This is a genomic window from Lysobacter cavernae (assembly GCF_042648505.1).
In the GTDB taxonomy this organism is placed as follows: domain Bacteria; phylum Pseudomonadota; class Gammaproteobacteria; order Xanthomonadales; family Xanthomonadaceae; genus Lysobacter_L; species Lysobacter_L cavernae.
Map to the genome: position 1 here is coordinate 466357 of NZ_JBHRXK010000002.1, position 21219 is coordinate 487575.

The following is a 21219-nucleotide window of genomic DNA, read 5'->3' on the forward strand; positions in this document are numbered from 1 at the left end:
CCGGGCCGACGGCGCGCAATCACTCACAGGCGATCGATGCGGCACAGGAAGCAGCCGTAGCGCGCGTTGTGCGCGTGCACGCTGACGATCGCCGCGTCGGCAAACAAATCCTGCAGCGCCGATTCGGCGGACGTTCCCTCGACCACGGTGGCCGCGCGTATCGAACCGTCGGCGTCGTAACCGCGCAACGACAGCAGGCGGCACCGCAGCAGCGGCGGGATCTCGTCGACATGGGTCGCGGCCGCGACGTGCTCGCGCACGAAGATCGGGCCGCTGGCGCGGTACGGGCTTGCGGCCGGATGGTGCTCGAACGGCAACAGCAGCACCGTTTCGCCGGGCTGCGCGGCGACCAGCGAGATCCGGCACGGATAAGCGGTCGGCGAGTCGACGGTCACGCGGCGCATGTCGCGGCTGGCCAGCGTGGCGTCGTCGAGCGCGAACAAGGGTGCAAACAAGGTGGGCGCGAGCCCTTCGATTCGATACGAGACCATCGGCGTGTTCCGTCAGCAAGGGACGGCCACGTTATTGGTCACGCGGCGACGGCGATATCCGTTTCTTGCGCGGGCATGGTTCCCCCGCGATCCGCTCCACCTCCCCACCAATGCAAACGGCCCGGTTGCCCGGGCCGTTGCGGTGACGCCTTCACTGCGGGCGGCTTACGCCGCGAACAGCGCGCGCATCTTCTTCAGCGCGTTGGCCTCGATCTGACGGATGCGCTCGGCGCTGACGCCGTACTCGTCGGCCAGTTCCTGCAGGGTGATCTTGCTGTCGGCGTCGAGCCAGCGGCGCTTGATGATGTCGCGCGAACGCGCATCAAGCCCGGCCATGCCCGCGCGCAGCAGCGACAACTGGCTGTCCTCCTCGTCCTCGCGCTCGTACATCTGCGAGGGATCCTCGTCGTGCGTGCGCAGGTACGCGGCCGGCGACGGCGGCGCGTGGTCGTCGTCCTCGTCCGACGGCGCATCGAAGCCGATGTCGCGACCGGACAGGCGCGACTCCATCTCCAGCACCTCACGCTCGGAGACGTTGAGGTCCTGCGCGACCAGGCGCACTTCCTCGGCGTTCATCCAGCCCAGGCGGGTCTTGGACTTGCGCAGGTTGAAGAACAGCTTGCGCTGGGCCTTGGTCGTGGCGACCTTGACGATGCGCCAGTTCTTGAGGATGAACTCGTGCATCTCGGCACGGATCCAGTGCACGGCGAAGGACACCAGGCGCACGCCCTGGTCCGGGTCGAAGCGCTTCACCGCCTTCATCAGGCCGATGTTGCCTTCCTGGATCAGGTCACCGATCTGCAGGCCGTAGCCGTTGTAGCCGCGGGCGACGTGGACGACGAAACGCAGGTGCGAATGCACCAGCTCGCGCGCGGCGTCGAGGTCTTCGCCCTCGCGGAAGCGGCGGGCCAGCTGCTGTTCGTTCTCGGCGCTCAGCACCGGGATGCGGTGCACGGCACCGATGTAGGCGTCGAGCGAGCCGAGTGGGGCCAGCCCATTGAGGGTCGGCACCGGCAGGTTGTTGGCGATCAGGGCAGTCGAAACGGCGGTCTGGGTCATGGCGGTCATCTTAGCAGTCGGGGTCTAGGACTGCTAAAGACCCCGGAAGTTCCGCAGCGTTGCAATGCTGGAACACTGGCGCGGCTCGGAAAGCAGACCGGCAGGCTGCCGGAACGGGCGTGAATCCGGGGTCAAACCGGCCGCGGCAGCTGAACACGCGGTTCACGCCGGGCCCTTCCGCCCGAGGCCCAGCCGCAATGCCGCAGGTGATCGCCGGTCAGACCCGGCCCAGGTTCGCGCGCGGCGGCAGCGACCAGTCGATCGGCGCCTGGCCGTGACGGGCCAGGTACTCGTTGGTCGCGGAAAAATGCCCGCAGCCGATGAAACCGCGGTGCGCCGACAAGGGTGACGGGTGCGGCGCCTTGAGCACGCGGTGGCGGCGCGGGTCGATGACCTTGCCCTTGGCCTGGGCGTAGCTGCCCCAGAGCAGGAACACCAGGCCGTCGCGCTCGCGGTTGAGGGTGTCGACGACGTGGTCGGTGAAGCCCTCCCAGCCTTTGCCCTGGTGCGCGCCGGCGCGGCCGTCCTCGACCGTGAGCACGGCGTTGAGCAGCAGCACGCCACGCTGCGCCCACGGCAGCAGGCAGCCGTGGTCGGGCCGGGCGATGCCGAGGTCGCGCTGGACCTCCTTGAAGATGTTGTCCAGCGACGGCGGCACCGCCACCCCGGGCTGCACCGAGAAGCACAGGCCGTGGGCCTGACCGGGGCCGTGGTACGGGTCCTGGCCGAGGATCACCACCTTCACCGCATCGAATGGCGTGGCGTCGAACGCGGCGAAGATCTGCGGCCCGGGCGGGTAGATGCGTGCGCCGCTGGCCTTGCGCTCGCGCAGGAACGCCGCCAGCGCCTGCATGTCGGGGCGCGCGAACCAGTCGCCGACGCGCGCCTTCCACGACGGCTCCAGCCTGATGCGGTCGGCGCCGTCGTTCATGCGTCGAGCGTGGCCTGCTCGGGCAGCCGCGCCAGGCGCAGCTGGAACAGGGTCTTGGTGACCAGCAGGCGCTCCTCGATCGGCTTTAGCACCAGGTCGTTGGCGCCGGCGCGCAGCAGCGCGCTCTGGTTGTCGGCGTTGGCGTCGCCGGTCATCACCAGCACCGGCAGGCGGCGCTTGCCGTAGCCGAAGTCGTGGCGCACGCGATCGAGCAGGTCGTTGCCGCTGAGCGCGCCCTTCAGGTACACGTCGGTGAGCACGAGGTCGGCGCCGGGGTCATCATCGCCGCGGTGCGCTTCGAGGTGCTCCAGCGCTTCCTCGACGCCGATGAAGTGCAGCACGCCCAGGCCGTGGCGTTCGAGCATGCGCTTGGTTGCCAGCGCCACCACCTTGCTGTCCTCGACGTAGAGCACGCGCGCGCCGGGAATCGGCTGCGGCTGCACGTAGCCGCGAATGAACGCCGCCAGCGCGGTGTGGCCGAGTGCCTTGTCGAAGTAGTCGGTGACGTCCTCGGTGAAGCGGCGCGCCTCCAGGTGCGCCTGGGCGTCGCCGGACACCACGATCACCGGCACGTAGGCCTGGCCCGCGGCCTCACGCACGCTGCGCGCCAACGCCACGCCATCGCCGTCGGGCAGCACCAGCGAGGTGGTGACCAGGTCGACGGCGCCGGCGGCGAGCGCGGCGCGGGCTTCGGTGATGCCGCTGCAGGGCACGACGACCGCATCGGCAACCTCGCGCGCGAGCACGTCGCCGATCAGCTTGCGCACCAGTTTGGAACCGTCGACGACCATGATCCGCGGCGCGGCGGTGTCGAAGTGGCGCAGATCACGCGGGGAGGTCGTCATGTCGAGGTCGGCCGGGTCTGGCGCAGGTAGTGGCCGGTGACAAAGCCGGCGCCGAGCCAGCCGAGCACGCCGGCGCCGAGCACGATCGCCGCCGCGTACGGCAGGGTGAAGCCCTGCAGCTCGAACGCGCTGCCGTAGCTGCTGGCCAGCTCGGCCAACGGCACGCGCAGGGCGAGGTCGGCGGCGGTCAGCAGCGCCAGCGCCAGCGCGCCGGCGACCAGGCCGTAGCACGTGCCCAGGTACAGGAACGGCCGGCGGATGAAGCCGTCGCTGGCACCGAGCAGTTGCAGCACGCCGATCTCCTCGCGCCGCGACTGGATGTCCAGGCGCACGGTATTGCCGACCACCAGCAACGCACCCAACCCGAGCAGCGCCGCCAGCACCCACGCCAGGCGCCCGCCGAAGCGCAGCCAGTTGTCGAGGCGCTGCCGCCAGCCGGCGTCGTGCTGGACCAGGTCGGCCTCGGGCAGGGTCTGCAGCGACGCGGCCAGCAAGGCCTCGTCGCCCTTGGGGGTGACCAGCAGCAGGCTCGGCAGCGGGTTGCCCATCCCGTCGTCCAGCGACAGCGTCGCGATCGCTTCGCCCAGTCCGCTGCGGCTGCGCAGCTCGGCCAGGCCCTGTTCGGGCGTGCGCAGCTCCAGCGCGGCGACGTCGGCGCGGCCGCGCAGTTCGTCGGCCAATGCGCGGGCACGATCGAGCGCGACGTCGGTTTTCAGGAACAGGCCGATCTGCCGCGACTGCTGCACGCTGCCTGTGAAGCGCTCGACGTTGGCCAGCGCCGCCCACAGCCCCAGCGGCAGCGCGATCGCCACCGCCATCACGCCGATGGTGAGCGCGGTCGCCCACGGCTTGCCGAACATGCGGCCGAAGCTGGCGACCAGGCTGTAGAGGTGGTGATCGAACCAGGTGCCCAGCCGCGAGCGTGGCGGCTGCGGCCGCGCCGGGGCCGGGGCCGGGGCCGGGGCCGGGGCCGGGGCCGGGGCCGGCGTCATCGTCGGTGCGCTCACAGGGCCAGGTCCTCCGGCGAAATATCGTCGACCAGACGGCCCTGGTTGAGCACCAGCACCCGTTTCTTCATGCGTTTGACCAGAGCCAGGTCGTGGCTGGCGACCAGCACGCTGGTGCCGCGCTCGGGCAGCGACTCGAACAAGGCCATGATCTCGGCCGACAAGGTGGGGTCGAGGTTGCCGGTGGGTTCGTCCGCCACCAGCAGACGCGGCTCGCCGACGATGGCGCGGGCGATGCCGACGCGCTGCTGCTCGCCGGCCGACAGCTGCGTCGGCAGCGCCTTGGCGCGCGCGCCGAGGCCGACCTTGTCGAGCACGCCGCGCACGCGCTTGCCGATGTCGCCGCGACGCAGGCCGCGCAGGATCAGCGGCAGGGCGACGTTGTCGGCAACGCTGCGGTCGGCGAGCAGGCGGTGGTCCTGGAACACCACGCCGACGTCGCGCCGGTGCAGGGCGACGCGACCGCCGCGCACCTTGAGCAGGTTCTTTTCGCCGAACAGCACCGCGCCGCGACTCGGGCGTTCGCTGAGGTGGATCAGTTTCAGCAGCGTGCTCTTGCCAGCACCGGAGTGGCCGGTGACGAACAGCATCTCGCCCGGCGCCACCGCGAAGCTGACCTCGCTCAGCGCCTCGTGGCCGCTGCTGTACCGCTTGCTGACGTTGTCGAAGCGCAGGACGCTCATCGCTCACCGGTGCTTAAACGCGTGCCGACCAGTATCGGCGGCGGCGGCGGCGATGGCTAGCGTGAATCCGGCGACGACGGCGAAATCGCGACGCGGTTCCGCGATCGTGTGCGTGATCCAGACCGCAGCCGATCACGCCGCACGCCGGCAGCGGCGACGTGGCGGATCACAGGTGCGTTGCACCTTGATCCGCCCGTCTGGGCCACTGCGCTCGCGTGCCGGAGCGACAGCGGTTGACCTCAGTGCTGCGAGCGCGGCGCGCGCGTGACCAGCGACTTCAGGCTGCGGCCGATGCGGCTGAGCAGGCCGGGCTTGGCATCGGCTGGCTTGGTGCTCGCCTGCCCAGCCACCGGTTTGGCGGCGACGTGGATGGCCTTGCCCGCTGCGGTCGGCGTTGCGGCAGCGGTCTCGCCACCTTCGATGCGACGGCCACCGCGACGGCGGCGGCGCTTGCGCGGCGCGCGCTCGCCCTCGGCGGCGGCCACGGTCGCAGCCAGGGTCGGCAGCGCGTCCGGGGCACTGGCTTCGGCCTGCGGGCGCGGCTTGCGCTCGCCGCGCGGCGGACGCGGCGCGCCGGCTTCGGCACCGGCTTCGCTGCGCGGACGCTCGCGACGCGGGCCACCTTCGCTGCGGCTGCCACCGCTGCGACGGCCAGCGCCAGCACCAGCGCTGCCGCTGCGACCGCCACCACGACGCGCGTCATCGGCGGCTTTCTGCTCGCGCGCCTCCTTGAAGATCGCGCCGATGCTTTCCTCCTCGACCGCCTCGCCGCCTTCCGGCACCACGCGCGGTGCGCGCGGCAGGGCCGTGAGCAGATCGGCATCGACCGTGGCCACCGGCAGCTTCTGCTCGATGTAGGCCTCGATGTCGGGCAGCGACATCGCATAGCGCTCGCAGGCAAAGCTGATCGCGTCGCCCTCGGCGCCCAGACGGGCGGTGCGGCCGATGCGGTGCACGTAGTCCTCGGCGTCGAACGGCAGGTCGTAGTTGTAAACGTGCGACACGCCGTCGATGTGCAGGCCGCGCGCGGCCACGTCGGTGGCGACCAGCAGTTCGAGCTGGCCCTTCTGGAACTTGTTGAGCAGCGACTCGCGCTTCTTCTGCGGTACGTCGCCCGACAGCACGCCAACGCGGTAGCCGCCCTTCTCCAGCGCGCGCGCGACGCGTTCAACCCAGGCCTTGGTGTTGACGAACACCATCGTGCGCGCGCCTTCGCTGCGCGACAGCAGGCCGAGCAGCAGCGGGATCTTCTCCTCGTCGGCCGGGAAGTAGACCTTCTGCCGAACCTTGGCCGCGGTGATGAACTCGGTCTCGACCACAACCTTCTCGGGCTCGTTCATGTGCTCGTAGGCCAGTTCGAGCACGCGGTGGCTGAGCGTGGCCGAGAACAGCAGGGTCTGGCGCTCGGTGCGCACCGGCATCCGGCGCAGCAGGAAGCGGATGTCCTTGATGAAGCCCAGGTCGAACATGCGGTCGGCCTCGTCGAGCACGCACATCTCGCAGGCGTGCAACGACACCACCTTGTGCTGCTTGACGTAGTCGATCAGGCGGCCGGGGGTGGCGATGATGACGTCGGCGCCCTGCTGCAGCAGCTCGCGCTGCTTGTCGTAGTCGACGCCGCCGTAGACCAGGGCGAACTTGAGGCCGAGCTGGCTGCCGAACTTGACCGCGTCCTTGTGGATCTGGATCGCCAGCTCGCGGGTCGGCGCCAGGATCAGCGCGCGCGGGTCCTCGGGCTTGCGCTCGGCCAGGGCCGGCTGGGTCAGCAGGCGGTTGATCACCGCGACCAGGAACGCCAGGGTCTTGCCGGTGCCAGTCTGGGCCTGGCCGGCGACGTCGCGGCCGTTCAGGGCCAGCGGCAGGGTCAGCGCCTGGATCGGCGTGCAGCGGGTGAAGCCGGCGGCTTCCAGGCCCGCGAGCAGGCTCGGGTGCAGGTCGAACGAGGAAAAGGAAACGTCGGTTAAGGGCTTGTCGCTCATTAGCTATGGACTGTCCGCGCGCAACACGCTGTTTTGCGTGGGTGCGCTTGCGTGGGTGGCGTCCGCATCGCAGACTGCCGGGGCCGATTTCCCCGATGACACACGGGAACTCGGCTCGGATGGAGGTCGGCGGAGGGCTTGAAGCCACCGCGGAACGCCCCAGTTTACCGTAATGCCCGACTCGGCAACGCCCGGCCCCCGGCGCACCCCATCCGCGTCACCCTGGCCGTACCGGTCCAACCCGCAGGAGATCCCCCGTGAGCGAGAAAGTTTTGCATGTCGGCGATGCCGATTTCGACGCCGCCGTACTGCAGTCGTCCGAACCGGTGCTGGTCGACTTCTGGGCCGAATGGTGCGGCCCCTGCAAGATGATCGCGCCGGCCCTGGACGAGCTCGCCGAGGCCTATGACGGCAAGGTCAAGATCGCCAAGGTCAACGTCGACCACAACCGCAGCACCGCGATGAAGTACCACGTGCGCTCGATCCCGATGCTGCTGCTGTTCAAGGACGGCCAGGTCCAGGCCACCCAGATCGGCGCGGTCGGCAAGGCCCAGCTGAGCCAGATGATCGACAAGGCGCTGTGAGCGCGCGGCTCGCTGGCCCGCCGCTGCGGCGGTGCCGGCGAGCCCCCCCCCCTGCACTCCCGACGCCGGGGTGCAGGCCCGCCGGGCCCGCCCGGCAACGTGAACGGTCCACCCGGCACCGCTTGCCGCGGCGCGATGGCAGTGCTAGTTTCGCTGTACCCGGCGCGTTTCAAGCGCCGCACCCCCTCTCGATAACCACGTCCCTGACGTCCCGCTCGCCGCACGCGAGCGCTCGCCGCTTAGCGAGGAATCCCTGCTTGTCCGATAACACCCCCGACGCTGGCGACACCGCCGAAAAGCGCGTGCGTAAGCCGCGTGTCAGCAAGGCCGAGGCCGCTCCGGCCGCCGCCACCGAATCCAAACCCGCAGCGCCGGCCGCACCGCCGGCACCTGCGGCACCGGCGCCCGTCGCGGCGGCCAGTGAATCCGCCGCCTCTCCGGCACCCTCCGGCGGCGACAACGCCCCGGCCCAGGGCGGCGAAGGCGGCCAAGGCGCGCGCGAACCGCGCGCGAACGTCGAAGGCGACAACCGCGGCGGCAACCGCCGTGACCGCTTCCGCAACCGCCGTGACCGTGACCGCAACCGCGGCCGGGACGGCGGCATGCAGGACGAGGGCGGCAACGGCGAGAACTTCGTGCCGCGTCCGCACCCGCAGGTGCCGGAAGGCTTCCCGCAGTACTCGCTGAGCGACCTCAAGTGGATGCCGGCGGCGAAACTGCTCGACCTGGCCGAGCAACTGAACATCCACGAAGGCGTCGCCCGCGCCCGCAAGCAGGACGTGATCTTCGCCCTGCTCAAGGTGCTGACCCGCCACGGCGAAGGCGTCGCCGCCGACGGCGTGCTGGAAATCCTGCCGGACGGCTTCGGCTTCCTGCGCGCGGCCGAGGCCTCGTACCTGGCCGGCCCGGACGACACCTACATCTCGCCCAGCCAGATCCGCCGCTTCAACCTGCGTACCGGCGACCACCTGTCGGGCCGCATCCGCTTCCCGAAGGACGGCGAGCGCTACTTCGCCCTGTCGATCGTCGACACGATCAACGGCGAGCCGCTGGAAGCGTCGAAGAACAAGGTGCTGTTCGAGAACCTGACGGCGCTGTTCCCGCGTCGCAAGTTCAAGCTCGAGCGCGGCGACGGTTCGACCGAGGACATCACCGGCCGCATCCTCGACCTGATGGCGCCGCAGGGCAAAGGCCAGCGTGCATTGATCGTGTCGCCGCCGAAGGCCGGCAAGACGATGATGATGCAGCAGATCGCCACGGCCATCACCTACAACCACCCCGACGTGCACCTGATCGTGCTGCTGATCGACGAGCGCCCCGAGGAAGTCACCGACATGCAGCGCACCGTGCGCGGCGAGGTGATCAGCTCGACCTTCGACGAGCCGGCCGGCCGCCACGTGCAGGTCGCCGAGATGGTGATCGAGCGCGCCAAGCGCCTGGTCGAGCACAAGAAGGACGTCGTGATCCTGCTCGACTCGATCACCCGCCTGGCCCGTGCCTACAACAACGTCGTGCCGTCGTCGGGCAAGGTGCTGTCGGGCGGTGTCGACGCCAACGCGCTGCACCGCCCGAAGCGCTTCTTCGGCGCCGCGCGCAACGTCGAGGAAGGCGGCTCGCTGACCATCATTGCCACCGCCTTGATCGACACCGGCAGCAAGATGGACGAGGTGATCTACGAGGAGTTCAAGGGCACCGGCAACTCGGAAGTCCACCTCAACCGCCGCATCGCCGAGAAGCGCGTCTACCCGGCCATCGACATCAACCGCTCCGGCACCCGCCGCGAGGATTACCTGATCGAGCCGGAGCTGCTGCAGAAAATCTGGATCCTGCGCAAGCTGCTGCACGGCATGGACGAGATCGGCGCGATGGAGTTCCTGCTGGACAAGATGAAGACCACCAAGAGCAACGACGAGTTCTTCAGCTCGATGAAGCGCTGAGCTAGCAAAGATCCTGCCGCTCGCAATACGCACAACGCCGGCCTCGTGCCGGCGTTGTGCGTTTGTGGGTCAGCTGCCGCCCAGCGGCGTCTTCAGCTGCAGGCCGCTGTCGAGTGGATAGACGCCGCCCGCGACCAGGGCATCGGCGCCGGCGCCGGAGATCTCGGTCCGCCACGGAATCAGCTGTCGCGGCCCAGGCACGTAGGTGGTCCAGGCGTAATCCTTTGGCTCCGCCTGACCGGGTGCGATGAAATCCACCGGCACGCGCACCGACCAGTAAGGTGCAGCCACCTCCTCACCTTCCGTCGGCGGCGTGAACGTCCACTTCATGGCGGCCGCCATGGCCGACTTGGCCAGCATGTCGCGCCAGCGGGTCATCGCGTACCCGTTGGTCACTACGCGCAAATTGACCTGCTCGGCGACTGCATCAATGACCTGTCCATCACGGCCAACCTTGAGCACGAGGTACACCGAGCCGCCGACACCGGCGTATGCCGCCTTCTCCGGGTATCGCGGTGGCGTCAATCGATCCTTGCTCCGGACCGTCTGGGTATCCGGCTGTTCCTGCCCGAACTGCGCACCGCGTATGTCCACGGCGAAATTCCCGTCGTCAAGTTTCCTGGCGACGATGCGTATGCTCATGTTCGCGCGGGCACGTTGCGTACCCTCCTTCAACTTGATCGGCTCGAAGCGCCATTGCGGCACGGCCTTCCCGATCATGGCGACGATGCCCACTGGCAATTCGGACTCCCGCTCGAGCGTGTGCGCGGCAACGCTGCCGTCGGCATTGATGTCGATCGCGCCCTTCACCAGCAGGCTCGACTCGATCTGCTTGCGCACATCCCCCGGTTTTCCGCCCTCGCCCCAGGCCAGGCCCGTTACCAGCAACAACCCCAAAGCCCAGCCGCCCAGCTTACGCATGTCGCCTTCCCCGTCAGTGCATTCCGTTGGCCCCATCACAACCTGCATCGCGCACGGAATCAAGCACGCGGGCCGGTCGTCATTGCGGGGCATAATCGGCCCTCGGAGGTGACGATGCACGGCGGCGGTCTCGAACTCGCATTGGTATTCCTGCTGGCCGCGGTGATCGCAGTGCCGGTGTTCCGGCGCTTTGGTCTCGGCGCGGTGCTGGGCTACCTCACTGCCGGCGTGGTGCTGGGGCCGTACGGGCTGAAGTTCGTGCGCAATGCCGAGCCGGTGCTGACCGCATCGGAGATCGGCGTGGTGATGCTGCTGTTCGTGATCGGCCTGGAGCTGTCGCCGTCGCGTCTGCGGGTGATGCGCAAGCCGGTGTTCGGCGCCGGCGGCGCGCAGGTCGTGCTCACCGGGCTGGCGCTCGGGTCGGCGGCGATGTTCGGCGGCTTCGGTTGGCAGGCGGCTCTGGTGATCGGCCTCGGCCTGGCGTTCTCCTCGACCGCGATCGGCCTGCAACTGCTGTCCGAGCACAAGACCCTGACCAGCGAACACGGCCGGCTCGCGTTCGCGATCCTGCTGTTCCAGGACCTGGCGGCGATCCCGCTGCTGGCGGCGATCCCGCTGCTGGGCCGCGCCGGGTCGCTCGAGCACGGCGGCCTGGGCTGGGACGAGGTGGCCAAGGCGATCGGCGCGATCGCCGCGGTGGTGATCGGCGGGCGCGTGCTGTTGCGGCACGTGTTCCGCATCGTCGCTCGCACCCAGATGCCGGAGGTGTTCACCGGCGCCGCGCTGCTGACGGTGCTCGGCGCGGCCTGGATCATGCAGAGCGCGGGACTGTCGGCTGGGCTGGGCGCGTTCCTCGCCGGCGTGCTGCTGGCCGACTCGGAGTTCCGCCACGAACTCGAAGCGCAGATCGACCCGTTCAAGGGCCTGCTGCTCGGCCTGTTCTTCATGGCCGTGGGCATGAGCATCGACCTGCAGCGGGTGCTGGCCGAGCCGCTGCTGATCGCGGTGCTGGCGGCCTCGCTGATGCTGGTGAAGTTCACCCTGCTGTACCTGATCGGCCAGCACCCGGGCGGCCTCAACGCCCGCGAATCCCTGCGCCTGGGCGCGGTGCTGGCGCTCGGCGGCGAATTCGCTTTCGTCATCTTCAACGAAGCGGTCAAGGCCGGCCTGCTCGACGACCCGACCCGCGACCGGGTCATCGCCGCGGTCGGCGTGTCGATGGCGCTGACGCCGTTGCTGCTGATCGCGGTCAACCGCCTGATCGATGCGCACCCACCGGCCAAGCCGGAACGCGCGTTCGACCCGATTCCCGACCATCAGCCGCAGGTGTTGATCGCCGGCTTCGGCCGCTTCGGCCAGATCGTCGCGCGCCTGCTGGCCGCGCACAAAACCCCGTTCATTGCCATCGAGCACAGCGCCGACCAGGTCGATTTCGTGCGCCGCTTCGGCAACCCGGTGTATTACGGCGACCCGGCCAAGGCCGAGCTGCTGCGCTCGGCCGGCGCGGCGCTGGTGCGGGTGTTCGTGGTCGCCATCGACGGCATCGAGGACAACCTGCGCACAGTGCGCACGATCCGCAAGCTGTACCCCGGTGCGGTCGTGTTCGCGCGCGCGCGCGATCGCCGCCACGCCTGGGAACTGATGGACCTGGGTGCGCGGCCGATGCGCGAGACGTTTCTCTCCAGCCTCAAGCTTGGCGAGGAGGTGCTGGTCGAACTGGGCGTGCCGGCCGGCGTCGCCCGCGATCACGCCGAACGCTTCCGCGACCACGACCGTCGCCTGCTGCGCGCGCAGTACCTGATCCGCGACGACGAGGACGCGCTGCTGCAGTCGAGCCAGGACGCGCGCCGCGAGCTGGAAGAGCTGTTCAACGCCGACCAGGGCGAGGGCCTGCTGCGCGAAATTGCCGATGCGACCGAAACGCCGGAAGCGAGCGAAGAAGAGGAATAAGACCAACGGGAGGCACACCCAGGCGCCCTCCCGTGCCGGCACCGGGCCGCGGCTAGCGCTGCTCGCGCAGGAACCGCGCCATCGACACGCCGTTGCCCGGTGCCGGCGGCGCGAACTCGGCGGCGATGTCGATGAAGCCGCGCATCACCGCGATCTCGCGTGGGGTGCGATTGAGCGAATCGCGCAGGTCCGGGTCGGCGCCAGCGCGCAGCAGCCATTGCACCACACGCAACAGGCCGTGCAACGCCGCCAGGTGCAACGGGCCGAAGCCGCGCGGATCCTGTGCGTCGAGCGCGGCATCGTGGTCGCGCAGCAGGTCGAGGCCGGCGATCAGCACGTCCTCGTCGGCGGCGGTGCCGGGCTCGGCACGGGCACCGAGCAGCAACAGCAGCGGGGTCACGTCCGCGGCGGAACGGTCGGCATCGACGCCGGCCAGCAGCAGCGTGTCGAACAACGCGACCAGGCGCGAGCGCTCGCGCGCGGTGAAGCCGTACATCGCCGCGCAATGCAGCGCCTGACGACCCTGCGCGTCGCAGGCCTGCACGTCGGCGCCGGCGGCGAGCAGGCGCGCGGCCAGATCGGTGAGGCCGAGCGCGCAGGCCACCATCAGCACGGTGAGCTCGCCGGGCAGGCGCTGCTCCAGCGAGGCGCCGGCCGTGACCAGGCGGTCGACGATCTCGGCGTGGCGCATGCTGACCGCGGCCGACAGCGGCGTCGCGCCCGAGTGCGCAGCCAACTGCGGGTCGGCGCCGCGGGCCAGCAGCAGGTCGACGACCGCGCGGTGGCCGCCACCGGCGGCGCGCAGCAGTGCGCTGCAGCCCTGATGGTCGAGCGCATCGACCGGCAGGCCGAGGTCGAGCAGGCGCCGCACCGCGTCGGCGTCGCCGACGATCGCCGCCGCCGGCACGTCCTGCGCCTGCAGCGGGCGCCGCGGCAGCGCCCAGCCGCGCCAGTCGAGCCAGTCGGCGAGGTCACGCCGGCCCGAGGCCAGCGCCACGCCGAGCGGGGTCTGGCCGTCGGCGGCCAGCAGGTCCGGCGCCGCGCCCTGTGCCACCAGGCGCTTGAGCATGTCGTCGCGGCCCAGCGCCGCGGCCAGGTGCAGTGCGCTCATGCCGTGGCTGTCGCGGGCGTTGAGGTCGACGCCGATGGCGAGCAGGCGCTCGACCAGCCGCGGCCAGCCCAGGCGCACCGCCAGGGTCAGCGCCGGATCACCGGCGGCCGAACGCGCGAACGGGTCGGCACCGCGCTCGAGCAGGTCGAGCGCGCAGGTTTCGAGCCCGGAGGCGGTCGCGTCGCCGTCGGCGCTGCAGGCGGCGAGGAAACGCGCCAGGCCGCCACTGCCCGCCGGTGACGCTGCGCGCCGCAGCAGGGCCTGCAGCGATGGCACCGCCGCCGCACCACGGGCCAGCAGTGCGAACAACGGCGTGTCACCGTTGGCATCGCGCACGTCGGCATCGGCGCCCTGCGCCAGCAGCCACTCGACCCGTGCCGCAGACACGGCGGCCTCGTCGTCGTGCAGCAAGGCCCCGCGTTCGCGCGGGGTCAGCAGCTGCGCCAGGCCGCCGAGCTCGTCGTCGCGGCCGTCGCGCAGGCCGTCGCGCAGCAACGCGGCCGGTACCCGGTCGGGCAGCGGCGCGTCGTCGTCGGTGTCCTCGCTGAGCGCTGCCGGCAACGGATAGGCGCGGTCGAGCGCGGCCACCAGCGACCAGCGCCCGGCTTCGGCGGCGCGGTCGATCGCGCGCTTGCCGTCGCCGTCGCGCTGTTCGGGGTCTACGCCGAGATCGAGCAGCTTCTGCACCAGCGCCGGCGAGGCGGCCTCGGCCTGGCAGGCCAGCACCAGCGCGTTGCGGCCGCGGCCGTCGAGCGCCACCGCGGCCGCAGCACCGCCGCGCGGCAGGTGTTCGAGCAGGCGCTCGAGCACGCCCAGGTGGGCACCGCGTGCCGCGTCGAGGAACGGCGTGCGTTGTTCGTGATCGCTCGGGTCGGCGTCGGCGCCGGCGGCGAGCAGGGTCGTCACGATCTCCAGATGACCGGCGTGCGCGGCCTCGTGCAGCGCGCAGCGGCCTCGCGGATCGCGCGCATCAACGCGTGCCTTCTGCTTGAGCAGCAGGGTGACGCCGGCGGCATCGTCCTCCTCGGTCGCGGCCGCGGCCAGCAGCGCCGGCTGGCCGCCGGCGGGCTCGGGGTGGGCGCCGCGTTCGAGCAGGAACTTGGCCAGGCGCCAGTTGCCGGCGGCGCAGGCGATGCCGAGCGGCGACAGGCCGTCGCGGTTGAGCGGGTCGAGTTCGGCGGCGGCATCGCGCAGCAGCGCGGCCACGCCGGGGTCGGAACTGCGCGCGGCGTGGTGCAGCGGCGTGTTGCCGTCGCCATCGCTCAGGCGCGGGTCGGCGCCGTTGGCGAGCAGGGTCATCACCGCATCGGGGCGGCCGTGCCAGCTGTCGCGCGTGGCCGCCAGCAGCGGCGTCATGCCGGCGTGGCTGGCGTTGAGGTCGGCGCCGTGCGCGATCAACGCGCGCAGCAGGCGCAGGTCGGGCAGCACCGCGGCCAGCACCGCCAGGCTGCGCTGGTCGCGCTCGTCGGCCGGTGGCGGCGCGCCGACGTCAACGCCGAGTTCGATCAGCTCCAGCGCGCGCTCGACCCGGCCGGCGCGCGCGGCGGCGTACAGCGCCGGCTGCAGCGGCTCGCCATCGAGCAGCGGCGCATCGGCGGTCTCGGCCTCGTCGTCGTCATCGAAACCGAAGCCCGGCAGCGGCTCGGCCGGCGCGACCTGCTGCAGCAGCGCATGCAGCGCCGGCGCGGCCAGCGCGAACAGCACGACCACAGTCCAGCGCGCGCCACCCTCGAGCAGGCCGGGCCAGGCCAGCAGCAGCACCACCGCGGCCAGGACCAGGACAATCGCGGCGACGCCGAGGCCACGCCAGGCACCGAGCTCGAGCTCGGCCAGCGCCTGCCAGTGTTCGCGCAGCGGGCCGCCGTCGCGTTCGGCGCCGAGCCACATCGGCCACAGCCGCCACAAGCCGAGCAGGGCCACGCCGACCACCACGCTCAGGCCGAGCGCGGCGCCGAGCGATCCGGTCTGCAGCAGCGACGACAACGGCCAGGCGACCACGGCGCCGAGCACGGCGACCGCCGCGGCCCAGGCCAGCGCCAGGGCGCCGCCGTCACGCAGGCCTTCGCGCCGCGGCGGCAGCTCGCCATCGCGCCAGGCGCGCACCGCCAGTGCGAACACCGGCTGCGCCAAGGTGCCGGCGAGCGCGGCGACCATGCCGCCGAATGCGGTCAACAGGCACAGGCCGAGACCCGCCGCTAAAGTCGCGCCAAGACGCACCGGCGCACGGTCAAAGGGGGACAACGGCTTGTGCTCAGGCATCGGTGCCCCAGTCCTCGGTCATCGGATCGAGCGGGGTCGGCGGGAACTGCAGGTGGAAGCCACGCGCGGCCAGGTTCTCGCGCACCACCGCCGCGTCCTCGCGGGCGAGCTTGCGTTCCGGCGTCAACACTACTTCGAGCACGAACTGCAGCCCGCCCAGTTGCGTGCGCAACAGTTCGGGCAGGCGCGCAAAATCATCGCGCGCGGCGAGGTACACGTAGGTGTCGTCCTTGCGGAGACTCTTGTAGACGTAGGCTTGCATCGATCGGGGCAGAAGCACCGCGGACCGGGGGACGTCCGCACAGCGTGATGTTGCGCACAGCATACCCGCCGACGCCACTCGCGCGAACTTCACGTTCAGCGTATGGCGCAGCCGCGGATGCTAGCCACCGGGACGCCGCCGGTCACCTCGCCAAGGTCCGATCGAACCGGCGGCAGCACGGCCGCCGGCCTGCGCTCAGTGGTAGCCCGCGTCGGCGGCGACCTTGCCCTTGAACACGCTGTACGACCAGTAGGTGTAGCCCAGGATCGCCGGCAGCAGCACGATCAACCCGACCAGCACGAAGCCCTGCGACGACGGCGGCGAGGCCGCATCCCAGATGGTCAGGCCCGGCGGCACGATGTTCGGCCAGATGCCCAGCACCAGGCCGATGAAGCCGAGCGCGAAGAAACACAGCGTCAACACGAACGGCGCGGCGTCGCGGCCCTGCCGCATCGCCGCGCGCCACAGCGCCAGCGCGTTGAGCAGCGCCAGCACCGGCACCGGCGCCAGCCACCAGAAATTGCCGCCCTCGAACCAGCGCGCCATGATCCGCGAGTCGAGGAACGGCAGCCAGGCGCTGACCAGGCCCATGAACGCCACCACCACCAGCACCAGCGGCCGGGTCACGCCGCGCGCGACCTGCTGCATGCGGCCGTCGGTCTTGAGGATCAGCCAGGTCGAACCCAACAGCGCGTAGCCGAACAGCACCGCCACGCCGGTCAGCATCGAGAACGGACTGAACCAGCCGAACACGCCGCCGAGGTACTTGCCGCCCTGCAGCGGCATGCCCTCGACCAGCGCGCCGAGGATCACGCCCTGGAAGAACGCGCAGAACATCGAGCCCAGCGCGAACGCCGCGCCCCAGGCCGGTTTGCTGCGCTGCGCCTTGAAGCGGAACTCGAAGGCGACCCCGCGGAACACCAGCGCGATCAGCATGAACAACACCGGCAGGTACAGCGCCGACAACACCACCGCGTAGGCCTTGGGAAACGCCGCCAGCAGGCCGGCGCCGCCGAGCACCAGCCAGGTCTCGTTGCCGTCCCAGATCGGCGCGGCGGTGTTCATCATGTGGTCGAGCTGGTGCTCGTCCTCGGCGAACGGAGCGAGGATGCCGAGGCCGAGCACGAAGCCGTCGAGCAGCACGTACATCAGCACGCCAAAACCAATCACGCCGAACCACACCACCGGCAACACGGTCTGCAGGTCCATCACGCGCCCTCCTCGAGGTTGTCGCCGGCCGCCGACAGCGGCCGCGCCGGCGTTTTCTCGCCGTGCTCGGTGTGCTGCGGCGGTTCGTGCGGTAGCGGGCCCTTCACGATCAGCTTGCGCAGGTACCAGATGCCGGCGCCGAACACGATCGCGTAGACCACCGCATAGACGATCAGCGAGGTCATCACGCTGGCCGCGGCCAGGATCGGGCTGACCGCGTCGGCGGTGCGCAGCAGGCCGTAGATCACGTACGGCTGGCGTCCGATCTCGGTCACGTACCAGCCGGCCAGCAGCGCGACGAAACCCGACAGCATCATCGTGTGCCAGCCAAACAGCAGCAGGCGCGACTGGTACAGGCGGTCGCGCCACAGCGCCCAGGCCGAGGCCAGCGCCAGCAGCAGCATCAGCACGCCCAGGCCGATCATCACCCGGAACGCGTAGAACACCGGCTTCACCGGCGGTCGCTCGCTGGCCGGCACCGCCTTCAGCGGCGCGATCTCGCCGTCGAGGGTGTGGGTCAGGATCACGCTGCCCAGGCGCGGGATCGCGACCTCGTAGTCGTTGCGTTCTTCTTTCTCGTTGGGCACCGCGAACAGCACCAGCGGCACGCCTTCGCCCTTAGGCTTGTGCTCCCAGTGCGCCTCCATCGCCGCGACCTTGGTCGGCTGGTGCTCGCGCACGTTGAGGCCGTGCAGGTCGCCGACGAACACCTGCGTCGGCACCGTGATCGCGGCGAAGATCACCGCCGCCTTGAGCATGCGCCGGCCGGCTTCAACGTGTTCGCCACGACGCAGATAGGCCGCGCTGACGCCGCCGATCACGAAGCAGGTGGTGATGAACGCGGCCAGCACCATGTGCGCCAAGCGCAGCGGGAACGACGGGTTGAAGATGATGTCCCACCAGCTCGCCGGCGAGAACACGCCGTCGACCAGCGTGTAGCCGGTCGGCGTCTGCATCCAGCTGTTGGCCGAGATGATCCAGAACGTCGAGATCAGCGTGCCCAGCGCGACCATGCAGGTGGCGAAGAAATGCATGTTCTCCTTGACGCGGCCCCAGCCGAACAGCATCACGCCGAGGAAGGTCGCCTCGAGGAAGAACGCGGTCAGCACCTCGTAGCTCAACAGTGGACCGAGGATGTTGCCCGCCTGCTCGCTCAGCGTCGCCCAGTTGGTGCCGAACTGGAAGCTCATGACGATGCCGGACACCACGCCCATGCCGAACGACACGGCGAAGATCTTGGTCCAGAAGAAGTAGAGGTCGCGCCACAGCGTGTCGCGCGTGCGCAGCCAGCGCCATTCGAGGAAGGCCAGCCAACTCGCCAGGCCGATGGTGAAGGCCGGGAACAGGATGTGGAACGAAATCACGAACCCGAACTGGATGCGCGACAGCAGCAGAGCGTCCACGGCGTTACTCCCTAACTTCCATGGCTACGTAGTGTGCGCCGCGTCACGTGGGCCGGTCAAAGCAGCCATGACGCATGGCCCGATCGTGCAAAGCCAGGGGCTGCTAGGCTGCGGGGGTTTTGACCCTTTCATGACGTTGCCGGTTACCTGCCCATGCGCCTGACGCCGCTTGCTTCCGTGTTGACCTTCTCCGCCCTGCTGCTCGCGTCCGTGGCGCATGCGCAGACACCGATCACCCTCGACCAGACCATGGCCGATCCCGACTGGATCGGGCCGCCGGTCGAGCAGGCCTGGTGGGCCTGGGACGGCCAGCGCGTGCAGTACCAGCTGCGCCGCGAAGGCGCGACGATCCGCGACACCTGGCAGCAGGACGTCAGCGGCGGCGTTGCCGTGCGCCTCGACGGCGCCGCGCGCGCCGATCTCGATGCCGCGCAGCCGGTGCTCGATGCGGCGCGCACGCGCATGGCGTTCGTGCGCAACGGCGACGTGTTCGTGCGCGACCTGCGCAGCGGCGCGCTGACCCAGGTCACGCGCAGCAACGCCTCCGAGGCGCGTCCGCAGTGGAGCCGCGACGGCAACCTGGTGTTCCGCGTCGACAACGACTGGTACCAGTGGCGCGCCGGCCAGGGCGTCGGCCAGGCCGCGGTGGTCAAGGCCGAGAAGGACCCGGCCGCGGCGCCTAAACCTGATGACCTGCGCGAACGCCAGCTGGCGATGATCGCCACGCTCAAGAACGACCGCGCCCAGCGCGACGCCGCCCGCCAGCAGAACGAGGCCTGGCGTCGCGCCGACGCCACCAGCGCGCCGGCGCCGACCTACCTCGGCGACGACCTCAAGATCGTCGACAGCGCGCTGTCGCCCGATGCGCAGTGGCTGCTCGTGGTCACCCAGGCCAAGAACGGCGACGAGGGCACCGGCGGCAAGATGCCCAAGTACGTGACCGAATCGGGTTACGAGGAGTTCGAGGAAGTGCGTACGCGCGTCGGCCGCAACGCCCCGCTGCCGCACCGGCTGTGGCTGGTCGATGTCGCCGACGCCAAGGCCCGCGAGCTCAAGTTCGACGCCCTGCCCGGCATCAAGGACGACCCGCTCGCCGCGCTGCGCAAGGCCGCCAAGCAGGAGCCGCTGAAGGGCGACCGCGACGTGCGCATCGAGTCCGACGGCGACGGCTCCGGCCCCGCGATCCATTGGAGCGACGACGGCCGCAACGCGGCGGTGCTGGTGCGCGCGGTCGACAACAAGGACCGCTGGCTGGCCAGCGTCGACCTCGCCGCCACCAAGCTGGTGAACCGTGACCGCCTGACCGACAAGGCCTGGATCAACTGGGGCTTCAACGATTTTGGCTGGACCGCAGACAACGCGTTGTGGTTCCTGTCCGAGCGCAGCGGCTACTCGCACCTGTACATCAATGAAGGCGGCAAGTCGCGCGCACTGACGTCGGGCAAATGGGAAGTCTCGGCGCCGCAGCTCGCACCGGACGGTCACAGCTTCTACTTCACCTGCAACCAGAAGTGGCCGGGCGACTACGAAGTCTGCGCAGTCGACCGCAACGGCGGCGCGGTACGCGAAGTCACCGCACTCGATGGCGTCGAGGATTTCACCCTGTCGCCGGACGGGTCGAAGCTGCTGGTGCGTCACTCCGACAGCTACACGCCGCCGCAGCTGGCCGTGCTCAATGCCAACGGCGACGGCCTCACGCAGCTGACCGACACGCGCAAACCCGAGTTCAAGAGCCGCGAGTGGATCCAGCCCGAGTACGTGCAGGTGCCGAGCAAGCACGGCGCAGGCGTGGTGTGGGGCAAGTTCTACGGGCCGAAGACTGTCGAGCCCGGCAGGAAGTACCCGATCGTGATGTTCGTGCACGGCGCCGGCTACCTGCAGAACGTCAGCACGCGCTACCCGAACTACTTCCGCGAGCAGATGTTCCACAACCTGCTGGTGCAGCAGGGCTACGTCGTGCTCGACCTCGACTACCGCGCTTCCGAAGGTTACGGCCGCGACTGGCGCACCGCGATCTACCGGCAGATGGGCACGCCGGAACTGCAGGACTACCTCGATGGCCTCGACTGGCTGGTCGCCACCAAGCAAGGCGACAAGGATCGCGCCGGCATCTACGGCGGCAGCTACGGCGGCTTCATGACCTTCATGGCGCTGTTCAAGCAACCCGGCACGTTCAAGGCCGGCGCCGCGCTGCGCCCGGTCGCCGACTGGTCGCAGTACAACCACGAGTACACCAGCAACATCCTCAACACCCCGGCGCTCGACCCCGAGGCGTACAAGACCTCCTCGCCGATCGAATACGCCGACGGCCTGCAGGACAACCTGCTGATCGCGCACGGCATGATCGACGACAACGTGTTCTTCAAGGACTCGGTAGTGTTGACCCAGAAGCTGATCGAGCTGCGCAAGGGCAAGTGGGAGATCGCGCCGTATCCGCTGGAGCGCCACGGCTTCACCCACCCCGACAGCTGGTACGACGAGTACCGCCGCATCTACGAGCTGTTCGAGCGCACGTTGAAGTAAGGCGAAAACCAATCCCTCCTGCGGGGGAGAGGCAGGCCGCCGCAGGCGGTCAGGGAGAGGGCCGC

General features: G+C 70.1%; 16 protein-coding genes. 4 read left to right on the forward strand and 12 right to left on the reverse strand.

Translation table 11 applies throughout. The features are described 5' to 3' along the window. Positions 1 to 23: 23 nt before the first annotated feature. The 7 genes from ACFOLC_RS06415 to rhlB form a co-directional block, all read right to left on the reverse strand. Entirely contained in the window at positions 24 to 491 is a 468-nt protein-coding gene (locus ACFOLC_RS06415; RefSeq protein ID WP_386758392.1) for a DUF1203 domain-containing protein, read from the reverse strand. A gap of 165 nt (positions 492 to 656) precedes the next feature. Beyond that, entirely contained in the window at positions 657 to 1550 is an 894-nt protein-coding gene (gene rpoH, locus ACFOLC_RS06420) for an RNA polymerase sigma factor RpoH (RefSeq protein WP_386758393.1), read from the reverse strand. 217 nt (positions 1551 to 1767) lie between these two features. Continuing rightward, a complete protein-coding gene (ung, locus tag ACFOLC_RS06425; protein WP_386758394.1) occupies positions 1768 to 2481 on the reverse strand; it encodes a uracil-DNA glycosylase in 714 nt (237 codons plus the stop codon). Further along, positions 2478 to 3326, reverse strand: coding sequence for a response regulator (locus tag ACFOLC_RS06430; protein ID WP_386758395.1), 849 nt, complete (start codon positions 3324 to 3326; stop codon positions 2478 to 2480). The genes ung and ACFOLC_RS06430 overlap by 4 nt, the downstream gene beginning before the upstream one ends. Beyond that, on the reverse strand, positions 3323 to 4333 hold the full coding sequence (ftsX, locus tag ACFOLC_RS06435; RefSeq protein ID WP_386758396.1) for a permease-like cell division protein FtsX: 1011 nt from the start codon (positions 4331 to 4333) through the stop codon (positions 3323 to 3325). The genes ACFOLC_RS06430 and ftsX overlap by 4 nt, the downstream gene beginning before the upstream one ends. Then, positions 4330 to 5016, reverse strand: a complete 687-nt coding sequence (gene ftsE / locus ACFOLC_RS06440) for a cell division ATP-binding protein FtsE (protein WP_386758397.1) — start codon at positions 5014 to 5016, stop codon at positions 4330 to 4332. The genes ftsX and ftsE overlap by 4 nt, the downstream gene beginning before the upstream one ends. 239 nt (positions 5017 to 5255) lie before the next feature. Then, positions 5256 to 6995 (reverse strand): ATP-dependent RNA helicase RhlB, encoded by a 1740-nt coding sequence (rhlB, locus tag ACFOLC_RS06445; protein WP_386758398.1) that lies wholly within the window; start codon positions 6993 to 6995, stop codon positions 5256 to 5258. 257 nt (positions 6996 to 7252) lie between these two features. Between rhlB and trxA the strand changes: the two genes are divergently transcribed. After that, positions 7253 to 7579 (forward strand): thioredoxin TrxA, encoded by a 327-nt coding sequence (gene trxA / locus ACFOLC_RS06450; protein ID WP_386758399.1) that lies wholly within the window; start codon positions 7253 to 7255, stop codon positions 7577 to 7579. A 257-nt stretch (positions 7580 to 7836) separates the two neighbouring features. Then, complete coding sequence (gene rho / locus ACFOLC_RS06455; protein ID WP_386758400.1) at positions 7837 to 9516, forward strand: transcription termination factor Rho; 1680 nt, start codon at positions 7837 to 7839, stop codon at positions 9514 to 9516. 69 nt (positions 9517 to 9585) lie between these two features. On the opposite strand, the gene ACFOLC_RS06460 is transcribed toward rho, so the two are convergent. After that, complete coding sequence (locus tag ACFOLC_RS06460; RefSeq protein WP_386758401.1) at positions 9586 to 10437, reverse strand: protein tonB; 852 nt, start codon at positions 10435 to 10437, stop codon at positions 9586 to 9588. 114 nt (positions 10438 to 10551) lie between these two features. On the opposite strand from ACFOLC_RS06460, the gene ACFOLC_RS06465 reads away from it, so the two are divergent. Continuing rightward, entirely contained in the window at positions 10552 to 12387 is a 1836-nt protein-coding gene (locus ACFOLC_RS06465; protein WP_386758402.1) for a monovalent cation:proton antiporter-2 (CPA2) family protein, read from the forward strand. A 52-nt stretch (positions 12388 to 12439) separates the two neighbouring features. Here the strand turns inward: ACFOLC_RS06465 and ACFOLC_RS06470 are convergent, their stop codons facing one another. The 4 genes from ACFOLC_RS06470 to ACFOLC_RS06485 all read right to left on the reverse strand — a co-directional run bounded on the left by ACFOLC_RS06470 (position 12440) and on the right by ACFOLC_RS06485 (position 18631). Continuing rightward, entirely contained in the window at positions 12440 to 15652 is a 3213-nt protein-coding gene (locus ACFOLC_RS06470; protein WP_386758559.1) for an ankyrin repeat domain-containing protein, read from the reverse strand. A gap of 97 nt (positions 15653 to 15749) precedes the next feature. Beyond that, positions 15750 to 16019 carry a YcgL domain-containing protein gene (locus tag ACFOLC_RS06475; RefSeq protein WP_386758403.1) on the reverse strand — a complete coding sequence of 90 codons (270 nt, stop codon included), beginning with the start codon at positions 16017 to 16019 and terminating at the stop codon, positions 15750 to 15752. 195 nt (positions 16020 to 16214) lie between these two features. Continuing rightward, positions 16215 to 17228, reverse strand: coding sequence for a cytochrome d ubiquinol oxidase subunit II (cydB, locus tag ACFOLC_RS06480; RefSeq protein WP_386758404.1), 1014 nt, complete (start codon positions 17226 to 17228; stop codon positions 16215 to 16217). Beyond that, complete coding sequence (locus ACFOLC_RS06485; RefSeq protein WP_386758405.1) at positions 17228 to 18631, reverse strand: cytochrome ubiquinol oxidase subunit I; 1404 nt, start codon at positions 18629 to 18631, stop codon at positions 17228 to 17230. The genes cydB and ACFOLC_RS06485 overlap by 1 nt, the downstream gene beginning before the upstream one ends. Positions 18632 to 18784: 153 nt before the next feature. On the opposite strand from ACFOLC_RS06485, the gene ACFOLC_RS06490 reads away from it, so the two are divergent. Then, complete coding sequence (locus ACFOLC_RS06490) at positions 18785 to 21154, forward strand: prolyl oligopeptidase family serine peptidase (RefSeq protein WP_386758406.1); 2370 nt, start codon at positions 18785 to 18787, stop codon at positions 21152 to 21154. Positions 21155 to 21219: the final 65 nt, after the last annotated feature.